Source organism: Roseateles microcysteis (assembly GCF_036880965.1).
GTDB lineage: Bacteria > Pseudomonadota > Gammaproteobacteria > Burkholderiales > Burkholderiaceae_C > JAUASW01.
In genome coordinates this window covers 139417-156358 of the sequence record NZ_JBAJMV010000002.1, presented here as the reverse complement: position 1 = coordinate 156358, position 16942 = coordinate 139417, and the positions used below count along the sequence as shown (strand labels likewise).

16 protein-coding genes and 1 tRNA gene are annotated in these 16942 nt (G+C 63.0%); all 17 read right to left on the bottom strand.

The window, feature by feature from the left end; all coding sequences use genetic code 11:
- Window position 1: 1 nt before the first annotated feature.
- On the bottom strand, window positions 2-2050 hold the full coding sequence (gene nuoL / locus V3596_RS05670) for an NADH-quinone oxidoreductase subunit L (protein WP_334276690.1): 2049 nt from the start codon (window positions 2048-2050) through the stop codon (window positions 2-4).
- A gap of 17 nt (window positions 2051-2067) precedes the next feature.
- Entirely contained in the window at window positions 2068-2382 is a 315-nt protein-coding gene (gene nuoK, locus V3596_RS05665; protein WP_395386056.1) for an NADH-quinone oxidoreductase subunit NuoK, read from the bottom strand.
- Entirely contained in the window at window positions 2382-3023 is a 642-nt protein-coding gene (locus V3596_RS05660; protein ID WP_334276687.1) for an NADH-quinone oxidoreductase subunit J, read from the bottom strand. Before V3596_RS05660 ends, nuoK begins: the two co-directional genes overlap by 1 nt.
- Before the next feature lie 54 nt (window positions 3024-3077).
- Window positions 3078-3566, bottom strand: a complete 489-nt coding sequence (nuoI, locus tag V3596_RS05655; protein ID WP_334276686.1) for an NADH-quinone oxidoreductase subunit NuoI — start codon at window positions 3564-3566, stop codon at window positions 3078-3080.
- An 84-nt stretch (window positions 3567-3650) separates the two neighbouring features.
- Window positions 3651-4748: an NADH-quinone oxidoreductase subunit NuoH gene (gene nuoH / locus V3596_RS05650; RefSeq protein ID WP_334276685.1), complete on the bottom strand. Its 1098-nt coding sequence runs from the start codon at window positions 4746-4748 to the stop codon at window positions 3651-3653.
- Between the two features lie 13 nt (window positions 4749-4761).
- On the bottom strand, window positions 4762-7119 hold the full coding sequence (nuoG, locus tag V3596_RS05645; RefSeq protein ID WP_334276684.1) for an NADH-quinone oxidoreductase subunit NuoG: 2358 nt from the start codon (window positions 7117-7119) through the stop codon (window positions 4762-4764).
- An 18-nt stretch (window positions 7120-7137) separates the two neighbouring features.
- Complete coding sequence (nuoF, locus tag V3596_RS05640) at window positions 7138-8508, bottom strand: NADH-quinone oxidoreductase subunit NuoF (RefSeq protein ID WP_334276683.1); 1371 nt, start codon at window positions 8506-8508, stop codon at window positions 7138-7140.
- Between the two features lie 13 nt (window positions 8509-8521).
- Window positions 8522-9031, bottom strand: a complete 510-nt coding sequence (locus V3596_RS05635) for an NADH-quinone oxidoreductase subunit NuoE family protein (RefSeq protein WP_334276682.1) — start codon at window positions 9029-9031, stop codon at window positions 8522-8524.
- An 8-nt stretch (window positions 9032-9039) separates the two neighbouring features.
- On the bottom strand, window positions 9040-10293 hold the full coding sequence (locus V3596_RS05630; RefSeq protein ID WP_334276681.1) for an NADH-quinone oxidoreductase subunit D: 1254 nt from the start codon (window positions 10291-10293) through the stop codon (window positions 9040-9042).
- Window positions 10294-10380: 87 nt separating this feature from the next.
- Window positions 10381-10977: an NADH-quinone oxidoreductase subunit C gene (locus V3596_RS05625; RefSeq protein WP_334276680.1), complete on the bottom strand. Its 597-nt coding sequence runs from the start codon at window positions 10975-10977 to the stop codon at window positions 10381-10383.
- Window positions 10974-11453 (bottom strand): NuoB/complex I 20 kDa subunit family protein, encoded by a 480-nt coding sequence (locus V3596_RS05620; protein WP_282825147.1) that lies wholly within the window; start codon window positions 11451-11453, stop codon window positions 10974-10976. Before V3596_RS05620 ends, V3596_RS05625 begins: the two co-directional genes overlap by 4 nt.
- Window positions 11454-11585: 132 nt before the next feature.
- Window positions 11586-11945: an NADH-quinone oxidoreductase subunit A gene (locus V3596_RS05615; RefSeq protein WP_334276678.1), complete on the bottom strand. Its 360-nt coding sequence runs from the start codon at window positions 11943-11945 to the stop codon at window positions 11586-11588.
- A gap of 194 nt (window positions 11946-12139) precedes the next feature.
- Window positions 12140-12224: transfer RNA gene (locus V3596_RS05610), tRNA-Leu, on the bottom strand.
- Between the two features lie 196 nt (window positions 12225-12420).
- Complete coding sequence (secG, locus tag V3596_RS05605; protein ID WP_334276677.1) at window positions 12421-12795, bottom strand: preprotein translocase subunit SecG; 375 nt, start codon at window positions 12793-12795, stop codon at window positions 12421-12423.
- Window positions 12796-12856: 61 nt separating this feature from the next.
- A complete protein-coding gene (tpiA, locus tag V3596_RS05600; RefSeq protein WP_334276676.1) occupies window positions 12857-13606 on the bottom strand; it encodes a triose-phosphate isomerase in 750 nt (249 codons plus the stop codon).
- Between the two features lie 10 nt (window positions 13607-13616).
- Window positions 13617-14603, bottom strand: coding sequence for an NAD(P)H-quinone oxidoreductase (locus V3596_RS05595; protein WP_334276675.1), 987 nt, complete (start codon window positions 14601-14603; stop codon window positions 13617-13619).
- Window positions 14604-14643: 40 nt separating this feature from the next.
- On the bottom strand, window positions 14644-16770 hold the full coding sequence (gene pnp, locus V3596_RS05590; protein WP_334276673.1) for a polyribonucleotide nucleotidyltransferase: 2127 nt from the start codon (window positions 16768-16770) through the stop codon (window positions 14644-14646).
- Window positions 16771-16942: the final 172 nt, after the last annotated feature.

The window sequence follows — 16942 nt, the reverse complement described above, 5'->3', positions numbered from 1 at the left end:
ATCAAAGACCCGCCAGGGCCTTGAATTGAGGCCACATATAGGGCCACAGCTGCCAGCTCATCAGGCCGATCACACCCAGGATCATCACCAGGGCGTACCAGTACAGGTGGCCGGTCTGGACTCGGCGCACGATGCCGGCAATGCCGCCCACCGCCTTGGCCGAACCATTGATCAGCACACCGTCGATCACCATGCCATCGCCGCCCTTCCAAAGGCCCGTACCAAGCAGGCGGGCCGCGCGGGCAAGGATGTTCTCATTGATCCAGTCCATGAAGTACTTGTTCTCGAGCACGACGATGACCGGACGCAAGACCTTGCCGATGGTGGCCGGAATGCTCGGCGCGACCATGTAGAACACATAGGCGGTAACGACGCCAGCCAGGGCCAGCCAGAACGGCAAGGCGGTCAGGCCGTGCGTGGCCATGGCCACGGCGCCATGGAACTCGTGGGCCAGCTCGCTCATCGCGTGGTGGACCTCGTGGTTCACGAAGATCGCGTCCTTGAAGAAGTCGCCGAACAGCATCGGCTGGATCGCCAGGAAGCCGATCACGACAGAGGGGATAGCCAGCAGGATCAGCGGCGCGGTGACCACCCAGGGCGACTCATGCGGCTCATGGTGCTCGTCGCCATGATCGTCGTGATGATCATGTTCGCCCGGGAATGGCTTGTGGTGGAAGTTTTCCTTGCCATGGAAGACCAGGAAGTACATCCGGAAGGAATAGAAGGCCGTGACGAAGACGCCGATGATCACCGCCAGGTAGGCGAACTGCGCGCCCGGCAAGTGGCTGGCATGCACCGCCTCGATGATCGAGTCCTTGGAGTAGAAGCCAGAGAACAGCGGCGTGCCGATCAAGGCCAGCGAACCCAAGAGCGAGGTGATCCAGGTGATGGGCATGTACTTGCGCAGGCCGCCCATGTTGCGGATGTCCTGGTCATGGTGCATGCCGATGATCACCGAGCCGGCACCGAGGAACAGCAAAGCCTTGAAGAAGGCGTGCGTCATCAGGTGGAACACGGCAACCGAGTAGGCCGAGGCACCCAGCGCCACGGTCATGTAGCCCAGCTGCGAGAGCGTCGAGTACGCGACGACGCGCTTGATGTCGTTCTGGATGATGCCCAGGAAGCCCATGAACAGCGCCGTGATCGCGCCGATCACCAGCACGAAGTTCAGCGCCGTGTCCGACAGCTCGAACAGCGGGCTCATGCGAGCCACCATGAAGATGCCGGCAGTCACCATCGTGGCCGCGTGGATCAGCGCCGAGATCGGGGTCGGGCCTTCCATGGAATCAGGCAGCCAGACATGCAGCGGGAACTGCGCCGACTTGCCCATCGCACCGATGAACAGGCAGATGCAGGCCACGCTCAGCATCATCCAGTCCGAACCCCACAGCGGCGCATTGAACTTGACCTGTGCCAGCTCGGCCGACTTGCCGAACAGTTCGGCGTAGTTCAATGAACCGCCATAGGCCACCAGCAGGCCGATACCGAGGATGAAGCCGAAGTCGCCCACGCGGTTGACCAGGAAGGCCTTCATGTTGGCGAAGATCGCCGTCGGCTTGGTGTACCAGAAGCCGATCAAGAGGTACGACACCAGGCCCACTGCTTCCCAGCCGAAGAACAGCTGCAGCATGTTGTTGCTCATCACGAGCATCAACATCGAGAAGGTGAACAGCGAGATGTAGCTGAAGAAGCGCTGGTAGCCCGGGTCTTCTTCCATGTAGCCGATGGTGTAGATGTGCACCATCAGCGACACGAAGGTCACCACGCACATCATCATCGCCGTCAGGCCGTCGACCAGGAATCCAACCTCCATCTTGAGGCCGCCAAGCACCATCCATTCATAGATGGTTTCGTTGAAACGGGCGCCGTCCACGGCGACCGACTTCAGCGTCATCGCCGAGATGATGAAGGCGATCAGCACGCCGAGGATGGTGATGCTGTGGGCACCGCGGCGGCCGATCTGCTTGCCGAAGAAACCGGCGGCGATGGCACCGACCAGCGGCGCCATCGGCACCGCGAGCAGCATGTTTTGCGAAAGTGTTGCGGACATCTTGATGCGTCTTCCCTTTAGCCCTTCAGCGCGTCGAGTTCTTCGACGTTGATGCTGGCGCGGTTGCGGAACAGCACGACCAGGATCGCGAGGCCAATGGCCGACTCGGCCGCCGCCACGGTCAGGATGAAGAACACAAACACCTGGCCCGCCATGTCACCCAGGTAGTGGGAGAAGGCGACGAAGTTCAGGTTGACCGCCAGCAGCATCAGCTCGATGGCCATCAGCAGCACAATCAGGTTCTTGCGGTTCAGGAAGATGCCGATCACCGACAGCGCGAACAGGATCGCGCCCAGCGTCAGGAAATGTCCCAGGGTCAATGCGCCCAGCATCATGCAGCTCCCGTGTTGTTGTCGGCTGCGGGCGCCGCAGGCGCCTCGACAGTCGGCGCCATCTTGATGATGCGCAGACGGTCGGCCTTCTTGACCTTGACCTGCTCCGAAGGGTCTTGCGAACGCGAGTCCTTGCGGCGGCGCAGCGTCAAGGCAATGGCGGCAATGATGGCCACCAGCAGCAGCACGGCAGCGATCTGCAGCGGATACAGGTAATGCGTGTAGACCTCGATGCCCAGCAGCTTGGTATTGCCGAGTTTGGCCGCGGCAGCGCTCAGTTCTGGCGCTTCCTTCAGTCGGAAGCCCGGCATCAGGATGGCGGCCATTTCCAGCGCGATCAGCACACCCACCAAGGCGGCCATCGGCAGGTGCTTCCAGAAGCCGTCCCTCACCCGGTCGCTGGTGATGTCCAGCATCATCACGACGAAGAGGAAGAGCACCATCACGGCGCCGATGTAGACCAGCACCAGCGTGATGGCCAGGAACTCGGCCTTCAGGAGCATCCAGACGCAGGAGGCGCTGAAGAAGGCGAGTATCAGGAACAGCGCCGAATGCACGGTGGACTTGGCCGTGATCACACGGACGGAAGCCCCCAGCAGCACGGCTGAGAAGACATAGAACAGGGCGGTGGTGATATCCATAGCTAGCTCGGCAAGTCCTAAGCAGCAGTCCTGGCTTGAACCAGGTCAGCCGACTCAGCGGTACTTGGCGTCGGCCTCCTTTTGGGCTGCGATCTGCGGTTCATAGCGATCACCCACGGCAAGCAACATCTCCTTCGTGAAGTAGAGGTCGCCACGCTTTTCGCCGTGGTATTCAAAGATCGAGGTTTCCACGATGGAGTCCACCGGGCAGCTTTCTTCGCAGAAGCCGCAGAAGATGCACTTGGTCAGGTCGATGTCGTAGCGCGTGGTGCGGCGCGAGCCGTCGTCACGCACATCGGACTCGATGGTGATGGCCATGGCCGGGCACACCGCCTCACAGAGCTTGCAGGCGATGCAACGCTCTTCACCGTTCTCATAGCGGCGCAACGCATGCAGGCCACGGAAACGCGGCGACAGCGGCGTCTTCTCTTCCGGGAACTGCACCGTGATGTTGCGCGACAGGAAATGGCGGCCGGTCAGGGCCATGCCCTTGAACAGCTCGGTGAGCAAAAAGCTCTTGAAGAAATGGGCGACTGAACTCATGCCTGCCTCCGCAGAGCCGCCTCAAGGAGGCAGGAGCCCCCTCGGGGGGCAGAGAACAAAGTGAACGTGGGGGCAGTCATTACGTCACTTCCAGATATTGAAGGGAGACTGAATCCACAGGCCGACCACGACCAACCAGACCAGCGTCACGGGAATGAAGATCTTCCAGCCCAGACGCATGATCTGGTCATAGCGGAAGCGCGGGAAGGTGGCGCGGACCCACAGGAAGCAGGTGACCACGAAGAAGGTCTTGCCGAACAACCAGCACCAGTTCCAGAAAGCCATCGAGTTCTTGATGAACTCGGGCGTATCCATGCCCAGCAGGCTGAACGAGATCGGTGCCGACCAGCCGCCCAGGAACAGCACGACCGCGAGGCACGACACCAGAATCATGTTGGCGTACTCGGCCAGGAAAAACATCGCGAACGACATGCCCGAGTACTCGATCATGTGGCCGGCCACGATTTCCGACTCGCCTTCCACCACGTCGAACGGATGGCGGTTGGTTTCAGCCAGGCCCGAGATGAAGTAGACGACGAAGATAGGCAGCAGCGGCAGCCAGTTCCACGACAGGAAGTTGACGCCCATTGAGGCAAATCGGCCGGTCTCTTGCGAGACGACGATGTCGGTCATGTTCATGCTGCCGCTGGTCATCAGCACGATCACAAGGGCAAAGCCCATGGCGATTTCGTACGAGACCATCTGTGCCGAGGCACGCAGCGCGCCGAGGAAGGCGTACTTGGAGTTCGAGGCCCAGCCGGCAATGATCACGCCGTACACCTCGAGCGAGGTGATGGCCATCAGGAACAGCAGGCCCGCGTTCACGTTGGCAACCGCCGCTTCCGGTCCGAAGGGCACGACCGCCCAGGCGGCCAGCGCCGGCATGATGGTCATGATCGGGCCGAGGAAGAACAGGCCGCGGTTGGCCTTGGCCGGTAGGATGATCTCCTTGAAGATCAGCTTCACGGCATCGGCAATCGGGGTCAGCAGGCCATAAGGACCCACGCGGTTCGGGCCCGGGCGGATCTGCGACCAGCCGATGGCCTTGCGCTCCCACAGCGTCAGATAAGCCACGCAGACCATCAGCGGCGCCACGACCGCAACGATCTTGAGCAGGCTCCAGACCACCGGCCACAGAGCGCCCAGCAGGGAGGCGCCGGTTTGGAAGAGGGTGTCGATCATGCTTGTTCCTGCCTCACACCTTGGCCACGGTCAGTGTGCCAAACAGGGCACCCAGCGCCTGTGTCTCGGCCAGACCGGCCGGCACGCGCACCACGTTGGCGGGCAGCGCGGCGTCGAGCTTGGCGCTCAACTGGGCCGAGCCGGCACCTTCCTGGCTGACCAGGATCTTGTTCGCTTCCGCCGTCAGGCCCAGCTGCTGCCACAGAGCGCTGGACAAGCTGGCGAACGGCGCATTGCGGGCGTCGTTGGTCAGTTGCAGCGAGGGGGCATTGCGGACCAGCGAATCGGTGGCGTAGATCGGCACGTCGGCCAGGCGTTCGAGCTTGGAAACATCGCCGCCCTCACCTGTCGTCAGCATCACGGCGGCATCGCCGGCGTTGCTCAGGCGAGCACTCAGGTCTGCATCGACACCCAGCGCTTCATTGCGAACCTGCTCGGAGCTCTCCTGCTCGAAGCCGCTCAGGCCCAGCACATTGGCCAGCACGCGCAGCACCTTCCAGCCCGGACGGGTTTCGGCCAGCGGCTTGACGACGCCGACGAAGCTCTGCAGGCGACCTTCGGCATTGACGAAGGAGCCCGAGGTTTCGGTGAACGGCGCGATAGGCAGCAGCACATCTGCGTAGTCGAGGCCTGTCTTGAACGGGCTCATTACGACGACCATCTCGGCCACCTGCAGCGCCTTGGCAGCAGCTGCGGCATTGGCCGAATCGAGCACTGGGTCGGTATTCAGGAGCAGCAGCGCCTTGAGGGCCGAAGTGCCGCTGAGCATCTGGCCAGCGTTCAGGCCACCCGCCACGGGCGTTGCGCCCACCAGCTGTGCCCCAACGGTATTGGCTGCAGCGGTCAGGTAGCCGACGCGGGCGCCAGTCTTGTCGGCAATCCAGTTGGCCAGCGACAGCAATTGCGCCGCTTGCGGATGTTGCGCGGCGGCATTGCCGAGCAGCAGCGCCTTGCGCTGGCCGCTCCACAGGGCAGCAGCGATGCGCTTGGCGGCTTCCGACGATTGCGCGGCCACCGGGGCTGCGACGCCAGCCAACTCGGCCACAGCAGCGGCCACGCCAGCCAGCTCAGCCAGCCAGGCACTCGGTGCGGCGACAACCCGCTCGGCCACATTCATCAGCCAATCTTCAACCGAGCCGGAGATGCTCATCACCTTGGCACCACGGCGGGCCGCCTGGCGCAGGCGCTGCGCAAACAGCGGATGGTCCTTGCGCAGGAAGGAGCCGATCACCAGTGCGCGGTCCAGCGTGCTCAGCTCGGCGATGGGCAGGCCCAGCCAAAATGCCTGAGGCCCTGCCTTGCCGGCCTCAGCCGCATTGCTGAAATCAGTATGGCGCAGGCGGTAGTCGACGTTCTGGCTGCCCAGGGCGCGAGTCAGCTGCGACAGCAGGTGCAGCTCTTCCACCGTGCTGTGGGCCGAGCCCAGCGCGCCGATGGAAGCGGCGCCATGATCATTCTTGATGCTCTTCAAGCCGTTGGCCACGTACTCCAGCGCCGTGGTCCAGTCAACGCTCTTCCAGGCGCCGCCCTGCTTGATCATCGGGGCGGTCAGGCGCGCATCGCTGTTCAGCGCTTCGTACGAGAAGCGGTCGCGGTCGGCGATCCAGCATTCGTTGACGTCTTCGTTCTCCAGCGGCACGACGCGCATCACCTGCTGGCCCTTGACCTGGACGATCAGGTTGGCACCAGTGGAATCATGCGGCGAAACGCTCTTGCGGCGCGACAGCTCCCAGGTGCGGGCGCTGTAGCGGAAAGGCTTGCTGGTGAGCGCACCGACCGGGCAGATGTCGATCATGTTGCCCGACAGCTCAGAATCGACCGTGCGGCCGACGAAGGTCTGGATCTCGCTGTGCTCGCCGCGGTGGGCCATGCCAAGTTCCATCTGGCCGGCAATTTCCTGGCCGAAGCGGACGCAGCGCGTGCAATGGATGCAACGGCTCATCTCTTCCATCGAGACCAGCGGGCCGATGTTCTTGTGGAACACCACGCGCTTCTCTTCCGAGTAGCGCGACTTGCCCGAGCCGTAGCCCACGGCCAGATCCTGCAGCTGGCACTCGCCGCCCTGGTCGCAGATCGGGCAATCCAGCGGATGGTTGATCAGCAGGAATTCCATCACGCCCTGCTGGGCCTTCAGCGCCTTCTCGCTCTTGGTGCGCACGATCATGCCTTGCGTCACCGGCGTGGCGCAGGCGGGCATGGGCTTTGGTGCCTTCTCCACGTCCACCAGGCACATGCGGCAGTTGGCGGCGATGGAGAGCTTCTTGTGATAGCAGAAGTGCGGAATGTAGGTGCCGGCCTTCTCGGCCGCATGCATCACCATGCTGCCTTCGAGCACCTCAATCTTCTTGCCGTCGAGTTCGATTTCAACCATGTTCTGTCCTGGCTCGGCTCAAGCCGCCTTCGCGGGTTGCGCGGTTTTTTGCGCCTGTTCGATCATCTGCACGAACTCGCTCTTGAAGTTCTTGATCATGGCGCGCACCGGCATTGCGGCGGCATCGCCCAGCGCGCAGATGGTGCGGCCCTGGATGTTGTCGGCCACGGAGTTCAGCAGATCGAGGTCGTCCTTGCGGCCTTGGCCGTTGGCGATGCGCTCGATCACGCGGTGCATCCAACCCGTGCCTTCGCGGCAAGGCGTGCATTGGCCGCAGCTCTCGTGGGCATAGAAGTAGGATAGGCGCAGGAGGCTGTTCACCATGCAGCGTGAGTCGTCCATCACGATGACGGCGCCCGAACCCAGCATGGAGCCGGCCTTGGCGATGGAGTCATAGTCCATCGTGCACTGCATCATCACTTCGGCCGTCAGCACCGGGGCCGACGATCCGCCAGGAATCACAGCCTTCAGCGTGCGGCCCTTGCGCACACCACCGGCCAGCTCCAGCAGCTTGCTGAACGGCGTGCCCAATGGAATCTCGTAGTTGCCAGGACGCTCGACGTCGCCCGAGATCGAGAAGATCTTGGTGCCACCGTTGTTGGGCTTGCCGATCTCCAGATAGGGCTGGCCGCCGTTGCGGATGATCCAGGGCACCGCCGCGAAGGTCTCGGTGTTGTTGATCGTGGTCGGTTTGCCGTACAGGCCGTAGCTGGCCGGGAACGGCGGCTTGAAACGCGGCTGGCCCTTCTTGCCTTCGAGCGACTCAAGCAAAGCGGTTTCTTCGCCGCAGATGTAGGCGCCGAAACCGTGGAAGGCATGCAGCTGGAAGCTGAAGTCCGAACCCAGGATGTTGTCGCCCAGCAGGCCGGCGGCGCGCGCCTCTTCCAGGGCCGCTTCAAAGCGCTCGTAGACCTCGAAGATCTCGCCGTGGATGTAGTTGTAGCCCGTCTTGATGCCCATCGCGTAGGCGGCGATGGCCATGCCTTCGATGACGATGTGCGGGTTGAACATCAGGATGTCGCGATCCTTACAGGTGCCCGGCTCGCCTTCGTCCGAGTTGCAGACCAGGTACTTCGCGCCCGGGAACTGGCGGGGCATGAAGCTCCACTTCAGGCCCGTGGGGAAACCGGCACCGCCACGGCCGCGCAGGCCCGAGGCCTTGACCTCGGCGATCACCTGGTCCGACGTCATGCCGGGCGCCTGGCCTTCAGCGACCGGAGCGCCGTCCTTGCCGAGGATCTTGCGCAGCGCCGCGTAACCGCCACGCGCTTCGTAGTCCTTCAGGCTCCAGTTCTTGCCATCGAGGCCGGCATAGATCTGCGGGCCGATGTGGCGGTCGTGGAAACAGGTCTCGATGCCTGTCGCTTGAAACTTGGAGAGATCCAGCATGCTAGTTCGACCCTCAGTTCTTGGCCGCGTGGGCACGCAGCGTGTCGACCAGCTCGTCCAGGCGCGAGGTGCTCATGAAGCTGCACATCTGGCGGTCGTTGACCAGCATCACCGGCGCATCGGCGCAGGCACCCAGGCATTCGCTCTTCTGCACGGTGAACATGCCGTCAGCCGTCGTGCCGCCCTGCTCGATGCCGAGCTTGTGGCAGAGATGGTCGAGTGCGTTTTGACCATCGCGCAGTTGGCACGGCAGGTTGGCGCAGACATTCAGCTTGAACTTGCCGACCTTCTGCTGGTTGTACATGTTGTAGAAGGTCGTGACCTCGTACACGGCGATGGCCGGCATGCCCAGATAGGCGGCAATCGCGTCTTCGCTCGCGCGCGAAACGAAGCCTTCTTCCTGCTGCACGATGGCCAGGCAGGCCATAACGGCCGACTGTTTCTGGTCGGCCGGGTACTTGGCAACCTCACGCGCAAAACGCGCGGCGGTAGCCTCGGTCAGGGTGTATTCAGCAGTGCTCATCGCAGTACTCATCGATCGATCTCACCGAACACGATGTCCATCGTGCCGATCACGGCCACGGCATCGGCAATCATGTGGCCGCGCGACATTTCGTCGAGCGCCGCCAGATGCGAGAAGCCTGGTGCACGGATCTTCAGGCGGTAAGGCTTGTTGGCACCATCGCTGACGATGTAGATGCCGAACTCGCCCTTCGGGTGCTCCACGGCAGCATAGGCCTCGCCTTCCGGCACGCGGAAGCCTTCGGTGAAGAGCTTGAAGTGGTGGATCAGCTCTTCCATGTTCGACTTCATGTCGACGCGCGAAGGCGGAGCCACCTTGTGGTTGTCGGTGATGACCGGGCCGGGGTTCTTGCGCAGCCATTCAACGCATTGCTGGATGATGCGGTTGGACTGGCGCATTTCCTCGACACGCACGACATAACGGTCGTACGTATCGCCTTCCACGCCGACCGGCACGTCGAAGTCCATCTTGTCGTAGACATCGTAGGGCTGGGTCTTGCGCAGGTCCCAGGCGATGCCGGAGCCGCGCAGCATGGCGCCGGTGAGGCCAAGATTCAGCGCGCGCTCGGGCGTGACCACGCCAATGCCCACGGTGCGCTGCTTCCAGATCCGGTTGTCGGTCAGCAATGTTTCGTAGTCGTCGACGTTCTTCGGGAAGCGCTTGCAGAAGTCGTCAATGAAATCCAGCAGCGAGCCCTGGCGGTTCTCGTTCAGCTGGGCGATCGTCTTGGCGTTCTTGATCTTGGAGACCTGGTACTGCGGCATCACGTCCGGCAGGTCGCGATAGACGCCGCCCGGACGGAAATAGGCCGCGTGCATGCGCGCGCCCGACACCGCCTCATACATGTCAAACAGATCCTCACGCTCGCGGAAGCAGTAGATGAGGATGTTCATCGCGCCGCAATCCAGGCCATGGCAGCCCAGCCACAGCAGGTGGTTCAGCAGACGCGTGATCTCGGCATACATCACGCGGATGTATTGCGCGCGGATCGGCACTTCCAGGCCCAGCATCTTCTCGATGGCCAGGCAGTAGGCATGCTCGTTGGCCATCATCGACACGTAGTCGAGGCGGTCCATGTAGGGCAGCGACTGGATATAGGTCTTGCTCTCGGCCAGCTTCTCGGTGGCGCGGTGCAGGAGGCCGATGTGCGGGTCGGCTCTTTGGATCACTTCGCCATCGAGTTCGAGGACGAGGCGGAGAACACCGTGCGCAGCAGGATGCTGCGGGCCGAAGTTCAGGGTGTAGTTTTTGATGTCGGCCATGAATCAGGACTCCCGCTGGGCCGCCCCGAGGGAGGCCTGCGCCCCCTCGAGGGGCAGCGAACGAAGTTGAGCGTGGGGGTCAAACATTTACAGCCCGCCGTAGTTGTCTTCGCGGATCACGCGCGGCGTGATTTCACGCGGCTCAATCGTGACCGGCTGGTAGATCACGCGCTTCTGCTCGGCGTCGTAGCGCATCTCGACATGACCCGAGGTCGGGAAGTCCTTGCGCATCGGGTGGCCGATGAAGCCGTAGTCGGTCAGGATGCGGCGCAGGTCTTCATGGCCTTCGAAGATGATGCCGTAGAGGTCAAAGGCCTCGCGCTCGAACCAGTTGGCAGCCGTCCAGATTGGAGTGACGGCGGCAACGCAGGGAAAGTCGTCGTCAGCAGCGAAAACCTTCAGGCGCAGGCGCCAGTTCTTGCTGACCGACAGCAGGTGCGTGGAGACGGCGAAGCGCGGGCCTTCGTAGCCACCATTGCCGTACTCGGAGTAGTCGAGGCCGCAAAGGTCGATCAGTTGCTCGAATTTCAGTTCCGGGTGATCACGCAGGATGGTGGCCACCTCGAAGTAGTCCTTGGGCGCTACGCGCAGCGTCAGCTCGCCAAGGGCACTCTTCAAATCGACGATTCGCTCGCCGAGTGCGGCTTGCAGCGCCGCCTGCAGGGTGTCGAGTTTCGTGCTCATGCGCGGGCAATCGTGTTTTCGCGACGGATCTTGGCCTGCAGCTGCAGGATGCCATAGAGCAGCGCCTCGGCCGTGGGCGGACAGCCCGGTACATAGACGTCCACCGGCACGATGCGGTCGCAGCCGCGCACGACGGAATAGCTGTAGTGGTAGTAGCCACCGCCATTGGCGCAGGAGCCCATCGATAGCACCCAGCGCGGCTCGGCCATCTGGTCGTAGACCTTGCGCAGGGCCGGCGCCATCTTGTTGCACAGCGTGCCGGCCACGATCATCAGGTCAGACTGACGCGGGCTGGGGCGGAACAACATGCCGAAGCGGTCGATGTCGTAGCGTGCCGCACCGGCGTGCATCATCTCGACCGCACAGCAAGCGAGGCCGAATGTCATCGGCCACAGGGAACCGGTCTTGGACCAGTTGATCAGCTTGTCGACCGAGGTGGTGACAAAGCCTTCTTTCAAAACGCCTTCAATACCCATAGCAAGCTTTCAAACGTTCGCAGCCCTTTTGGGCCGAGCGCCGGGCCGCTCCCAAGCCGGCCCCGTGGCCAGCCGCCAGGCTGGCATCCCTCCGGGGGATCGACCAATGTACCCATTGGGCGAGGGGCATCATCATTCCCAGTCCAGAGCGCCTTTTTTCCACTCGTAGGCAAAGCCCACGACGAGGATGCCCAGGAAAATCATCATCGCCCAGAAACCTGTCGCGCCGATTTCACGCAGGGACACGGCCCAGGGAAACAGGAAGGCGATTTCGAGGTCAAACAGGATGAACAGAATGGCCACGAGGTAGTAGCGCACGTCGAACTTCATTCGCGCGTCGTCAAAGGCCTCGAAGCCGCATTCGTAAGGGGAGTTTTTGGCCTGATCCGGCCGATTCGGGCCCATGATGTAGCCCAGGACCTGGGGGATGATCCCCACCGCTGCGCCGACCAAGATGAAGAGGATGACGGGTAGGTACTGATCCAGGCTCACAGCAATTGCTCTCGGTTGAACTGACTCACGACCTCCGGGCCGCAGATCAGCAAAAGCAACGGGCGCGCCGCCAGCGGTATTCTTCAATATCGCTCACGGACCGCGCCCGCCTTGTCCCCTGCAACGCATTCACGCTGCGACAGGGCGCACGGCCGTAGCATAAAGGCTCCAGCCCTTGCTCCGACCGAATAATCTGGTGCCGTCGGCGAGACTCGAACTCGCACAGCTTTCGCCACTACCCCCTCAAGATAGCGTGTCTACCAATTTCACCACGACGGCGTGTCGTATCGACTGACTTACTGAATTACCTTGCTGTTCGACTTGCGTGAGGATTGCTTACCGAACAGCCTCGCATTCTATACCGAAATATTGAGGCTCCAGAGGAGTCGAGCCCTCTTTCGCCTGTGTGAGATCAAGAGAATTGCAAGCACTGTGCGAGAGGCGTCACAGCGCTTGCGGGTCCCTCACTGTGGCTTCAGTTCGAGGCAGCCGAGGCGGCAGGCAGGGCATTCGGCACAGCCGTCGGCAGCGCGGCCGCGGAAGCTGCATCGGCACCCGGCGCGGCACGGTCCAGCACGGTTTGTGCGGAGTCCGTGGCCGGTGCGCTTGCGCGGTGGTTGGCCATGTAGGCCAGGGCCAGCGTGCAGACGAAGAAGACCGTGGCGCAGACGGCCGTGGTGCGCGACAGGAAGTTGGCGCTGCCCGTAGCACCGAAGAGGCTGCCCGATGCGCCGCTGCCGAAGGAGGCCCCCATGTCGGCACCCTTGCCATGCTGAACCAGCACCAGGCCGATCATCACCAGCGCGCTCAGCAGTTGCACCAGCAACACGATATTCATCATCACTTGCATTTCAAACTCTCCAGGTTTCTCGTATTCATTGCGAGCACAGCAAAAAGCCGCGCTCTCGCATTCAGGTTTGCGCAGCGCGGCAGATCGCTGCAAAGTCGGCCGCCTTCAAGGCAGCGCCACCAATCAGGCCGCCATCGATGTCAGCCTGCGCGAAGAGCTGGGCCGCGTTGTCCGGCTTGACGCTGCCGCCGTAGAGGATGCGCATGGCATCCGCCTTCTGCGTGGCGGCATGCAACTGGGCGCGCAGCACATGGTGCACCGCTTGAGCTTGCTCGGGCGTGGCAGTGAGCCCCGTGCCGATGGCCCAGACCGGCTCATAGGCCACCACGATTTCGCCGATGCAGTGCGTCAGCGTGTGGATCACCGCAGCCAGCTGGCGCTTGACCACGGCCTCGGTTTGACCCGCCTCGCGCTCCGCCAGCGTTTCGCCGACGCAGACGATGGGCGTGACGCCATGCGCCAGCGCAGCCTTGGCCTTGTCAGCCACCAACTGGTCGCTTTCGCGATGGAAGGCACGACGCTCGGAGTGACCGACGATCACGTAGCGGCAGCCGATGTCATGGAGCATGGCTGACGACACCTCGCCGGTGAAGGCACCCTGCTCGTGCGCTGAGCAATCCTGCGCGCCGAAGCCGATGCTCACACCAGTCAATGCCAGCGCGGTTTCGCTGATGTAGGGGAAAGGCACGCAGACCGCCACATCGGCATTCCACGGACCCGCCTCTTTCAGACCCGCCAGCAACACGGCATTGGCAGCGCGGCTGCCATGCATCTTCCAGTTGCCGACGACGAGTTTTCTTCTTTGGCTCATATCTCAATCCTCACCAGGCCAGCACGATCTTGCCGACATGCTCGCCCGACTCCATCAGCGCATGCGCTGAAGCGGCTTCAGACGCGGGCAGCTCACGATAGATGACCGGAGCGATTGCACGGCTGACCAACAAGGGCCAGACCTTCTCGCGCAGCTCCTTCGCCACGCCAGCCTTGAAGGCCAGCGAGCGCGGGCGCAACGTCGAGCCACTGATCGTCAGCCGACGACGCAAGACCTGACCCGCATCGAACTTCGCATCCACACCACCCTGCACCGCGATGATGACCATGCGGCCATCGTCAGCGAGGCATTGCACACCGCGCTCCACATAGGAGCCCGCCACCATGTCCAGGATCACATCGACACCGCGGCCACCCGTGGCGGCCTTGGCTTCCGCGACGAAGTCCTGCTCGCGGTAGTTGATCGCCACATCGGCACCCAGCTTCAGGCAGGCAGCGGCCTTGTAGTCATTGCCCACAGTCACCAGCACGCGCGCTCCAAAGGCTTTTGCCAGCTGAATGGCTGTCACGCCAATGCCGCTGCTGCCACCGTGCACCAGCAGCGTCTCGCCACCCTTCAACCCCGCCCGGCCGAACAAGTTCGACCAGACGGTGAACAAGGTTTCCGGCAGGCTCGCGGCCTCGGCCATGCTCCAGCCTTCGGGCACCGGCAGGCACTGAGCCAGCGGCGCTACGCAAGCTTCGGCATAGCCGCCGCCCGACACCAGCGCACACACCGCGTCGCCCAGCTTGAAGCCGGCCACCGCCAGCTCGCCCGCATCACCAGCGACGATGCGCCCCGCCACTTCCAGGCCAGGCAGATCGCTGGCGCCAGGCGGCGGCGGGTAGGCGCCCTTGCGTTGCAGCACGTCGGGGCGGTTGACGCCATACGCCTCAACCGCGATCAGGCATTCGCCCGCTCCGGCTTGCGGCAGCGGGCGCTCGATCACTTGCAGCACCTCAGGGCCGCCGGGGCGGCTGATGGCGATGGCGCGCATGTTTGCTCGCTGTCCTGCCTTGATGCGGCGCTTCGCCAGCTTATTGCTGGGGAGCTTCTGCAGCCGGCGCTGCGTCGCGCTCGATCAGGGCCTTCATCGACAGCTTGATGCGGCCCTTTTCGTCCGTCTCGAGGACCTTGACCTTGACGATCTGGCCTTCGCTCAGGAAGTCGGTGACCTTCTCGACGCGCTGGTGCGCGATCTGGCTGATGTGCAGCAGGCCGTCCTTGCCGGGCAGCAGGTTCACCAGGGCACCGAAGTCCAGGATCTTGGTGATCGGACCTTCGTAGACCTTGCCGATTTCGACTTCGGCGGTGATTTCCTGGATGCGCTTCTTGGCATGCTCGGCCTTGTCGGCGTCGGTCGAGGCGATCGTGATGGTGCCGTCTTCGCCGATGTCGATCGTGGTGCCGGTTTCTTCGGTCAGCGCACGGATGGTGGCGCCGCCCTTGCCGATCACGTCACGGATCTTCTCGGGGTTGATCTTCATCGTGTACAGACGCGGAGCGAACTGCGACACCTCGGTGTTGGCCGTGCCCATGGCTTCGACCATCTTTCCGAGGATGTGCAGGCGGGCTTCCTTGGCTTGCGCCAGCGCAACCTGCATGATTTCCTTGGTGATGCCCTGGATCTTGATGTCCATCTGCAGGGCCGTGATGCCGGCGGTCGTGCCGGCCACCTTGAAGTCCATGTCGCCCAGGTGATCTTCGTCGCCCAGGATGTCGGTCAGCACGGCGAAGCGGTTGGCATCCTTGATCAGGCCCATGGCGATACCGGCCACGTGGGCCTTCATCGGCACGCCAGCGTCCATCAGTGCCAGGCAGCCGCCGCAGACCGAAGCCATCGACGAGGAACCATTGGACTCTGTAATTTCCGAGACCACGCGCATCGTGTACGGGAAGTCTTCCTTGCTCGGCAGCGCAGCGATGAGCGCGCGCTTGGCCAGGCGGCCGTGGCCGATTTCGCGGCGCTTCGGGCTGCCCACGCGACCGGTTTCGCCGGTGGCGAACGGAGGCATGTTGTAGTGCATCATGAAGCGGTCTTCGAACTCGCCGGCCAGCGCGTCGATGCGCTGGGCGTCACGGTCGGTACCCAGCGTGGCAACGACCAGGCCTTGGGTTTCACCACGGGTGAACAGGGCCGAACCATGGGTGCGGGGCAGCACGCCGTTGCGGATCTCGATGGCGCGCACGGTGCGGGTGTCGCGACCGTCAATGCGGGGCTCGCCGGCCAGGATCTGGCCGCGGACGATGCGGGCTTCGATCTCGAACAGCAGGCCGTCGACTTCGACGCCGTCGAACTCAACGCCTTCGGCCTTCAGGGCTTCCTTGACGCTCGAGTAGACCGCGCGGCAGGCTTCCGTACGGGCTTGCTTGGAGCGGATCTGGTAAGCGGCGCGCAGCTTTTCTTCGGCCAGGCCGTTGACCTTGGCGATGAAGGGCTCGTTCTTGGCAGGAGCCTTCCAGTCCCACACCGGCTTGCCGGCGTCACGCACCAGCTCGTGGATCGCGTTGATGGCGATCTTGCTTTGCTCGTGACCGTAGACCACGCCACCCAGCATCACGTCTTCGCTCAGCTGGTCGGCTTCGGACTCGACCATCAGCACAGCGGCTTCGGTGCCGGCGACGACCAGGTCCATCTTGGAGTCGATCAGGGCAGTCTTGCCCGGGTTCAGGATGTACTCGCCATTGACATAGCCCACGCGAGCGGCACCGATCGGGCCGCTGAACGGGATGCCGGAAACGGCCAGGGCAGCGCTGGAAGCAATCAGGGCGGCGATGTCGGCCTGGACTTCAGGGTTCAGCGACAGCACGTGCACCACGACCTGGACTTCATTGAAGAAGCCCTCCGGGAACAGCGGGCGGATCGGGCGGTCGATCAGGCGCGAGGTCAGGGTCTCGAGCTCGCTCGGACGGCCTTCACGCTTGAAGAAGCTGCCGGGGATCTTGCCGGCGGCGTAGGTCTTCTCGATGTAGTCGACGGTCAGCGGAAAGAAGTCCTGGCCAGCCTTGGCCTGGGACTTGGCAACCACGGTGGCCAGCACCACGGTGTCGTCGATGTTCACCAGCACGGCACCCGACGATTGGCGGGCGATCTCGCCGGTTTCCATCGTGACGGTGTGGGGACCCCATTGGAAGGTCTTGGTGACTTTGTTGAACATGCTCATGTCATCTCCTCTTGAGTCGAGCCGCTTGCGGTGCGGGCTCAATACCGGGAGTGAAGCTGGGTTTGGCGGGATGCCATTCCATCGGGGTTCGTGATTCAAAACCCGATGGAATGACACATCGTCGCCACGTCAGCTCGTCTCCAGCTGCGGTTCAGAAAGACAAAGAGCCTGT

Bases quoted from the DNA above. Each gene is read 5' to 3' on its own strand.
- nuoI (WP_334276686.1), bottom strand. From the start codon at position 3,566: ATGAGTTCAGTCGCCCATTTCTTCAAGAGCTTTTTGCTCACCGAGCTG.
- nuoG (WP_334276684.1), bottom strand. From the start codon at position 7,119: ATGGTTGAAATCGAACTCGACGGCAAGAAGATTGAGGTGCTCGAAGGC.
- V3596_RS05635 (WP_334276682.1), bottom strand. From the start codon at position 9,031: ATGAGCACTGCTGAATACACCCTGACCGAGGCTACCGCCGCGCGTTTT.
- V3596_RS05660 (WP_334276687.1), bottom strand. From the start codon at position 3,023: ATGGATATCACCACCGCCCTGTTCTATGTCTTCTCAGCCGTGCTGCTG.
- V3596_RS05630 (WP_334276681.1), bottom strand. From the start codon at position 10,293: ATGGCCGACATCAAAAACTACACCCTGAACTTCGGCCCGCAGCATCCT.
- nuoF (WP_334276683.1), bottom strand. From the start codon at position 8,508: ATGCTGGATCTCTCCAAGTTTCAAGCGACAGGCATCGAGACCTGTTTC.
- nuoH (WP_334276685.1), bottom strand. From the start codon at position 4,748: ATGATCGACACCCTCTTCCAAACCGGCGCCTCCCTGCTGGGCGCTCTG.
- pnp (WP_334276673.1), bottom strand. From the start codon at position 16,770: ATGAGCATGTTCAACAAAGTCACCAAGACCTTCCAATGGGGTCCCCAC.
- V3596_RS05595 (WP_334276675.1), bottom strand. From the start codon at position 14,603: ATGCGCGCCATCGCCATCAGCCGCCCCGGCGGCCCTGAGGTGCTGCAA.
- secG (WP_334276677.1), bottom strand. From the start codon at position 12,795: ATGCAAGTGATGATGAATATCGTGTTGCTGGTGCAACTGCTGAGCGCG.
- V3596_RS05620 (WP_282825147.1), bottom strand. From the start codon at position 11,453: ATGGGTATTGAAGGCGTTTTGAAAGAAGGCTTTGTCACCACCTCGGTC.
- V3596_RS05625 (WP_334276680.1), bottom strand. From the start codon at position 10,977: ATGAGCACGAAACTCGACACCCTGCAGGCGGCGCTGCAAGCCGCACTC.
- nuoK (WP_395386056.1), bottom strand. From the start codon at position 2,382: ATGCTGGGCGCATTGACCCTGGGACATTTCCTGACGCTGGGCGCGATC.
- tpiA (WP_334276676.1), bottom strand. From the start codon at position 13,606: ATGAGCCAAAGAAGAAAACTCGTCGTCGGCAACTGGAAGATGCATGGC.
- nuoL (WP_334276690.1), bottom strand. From the start codon at position 2,050: ATGTCCGCAACACTTTCGCAAAACATGCTGCTCGCGGTGCCGATGGCG.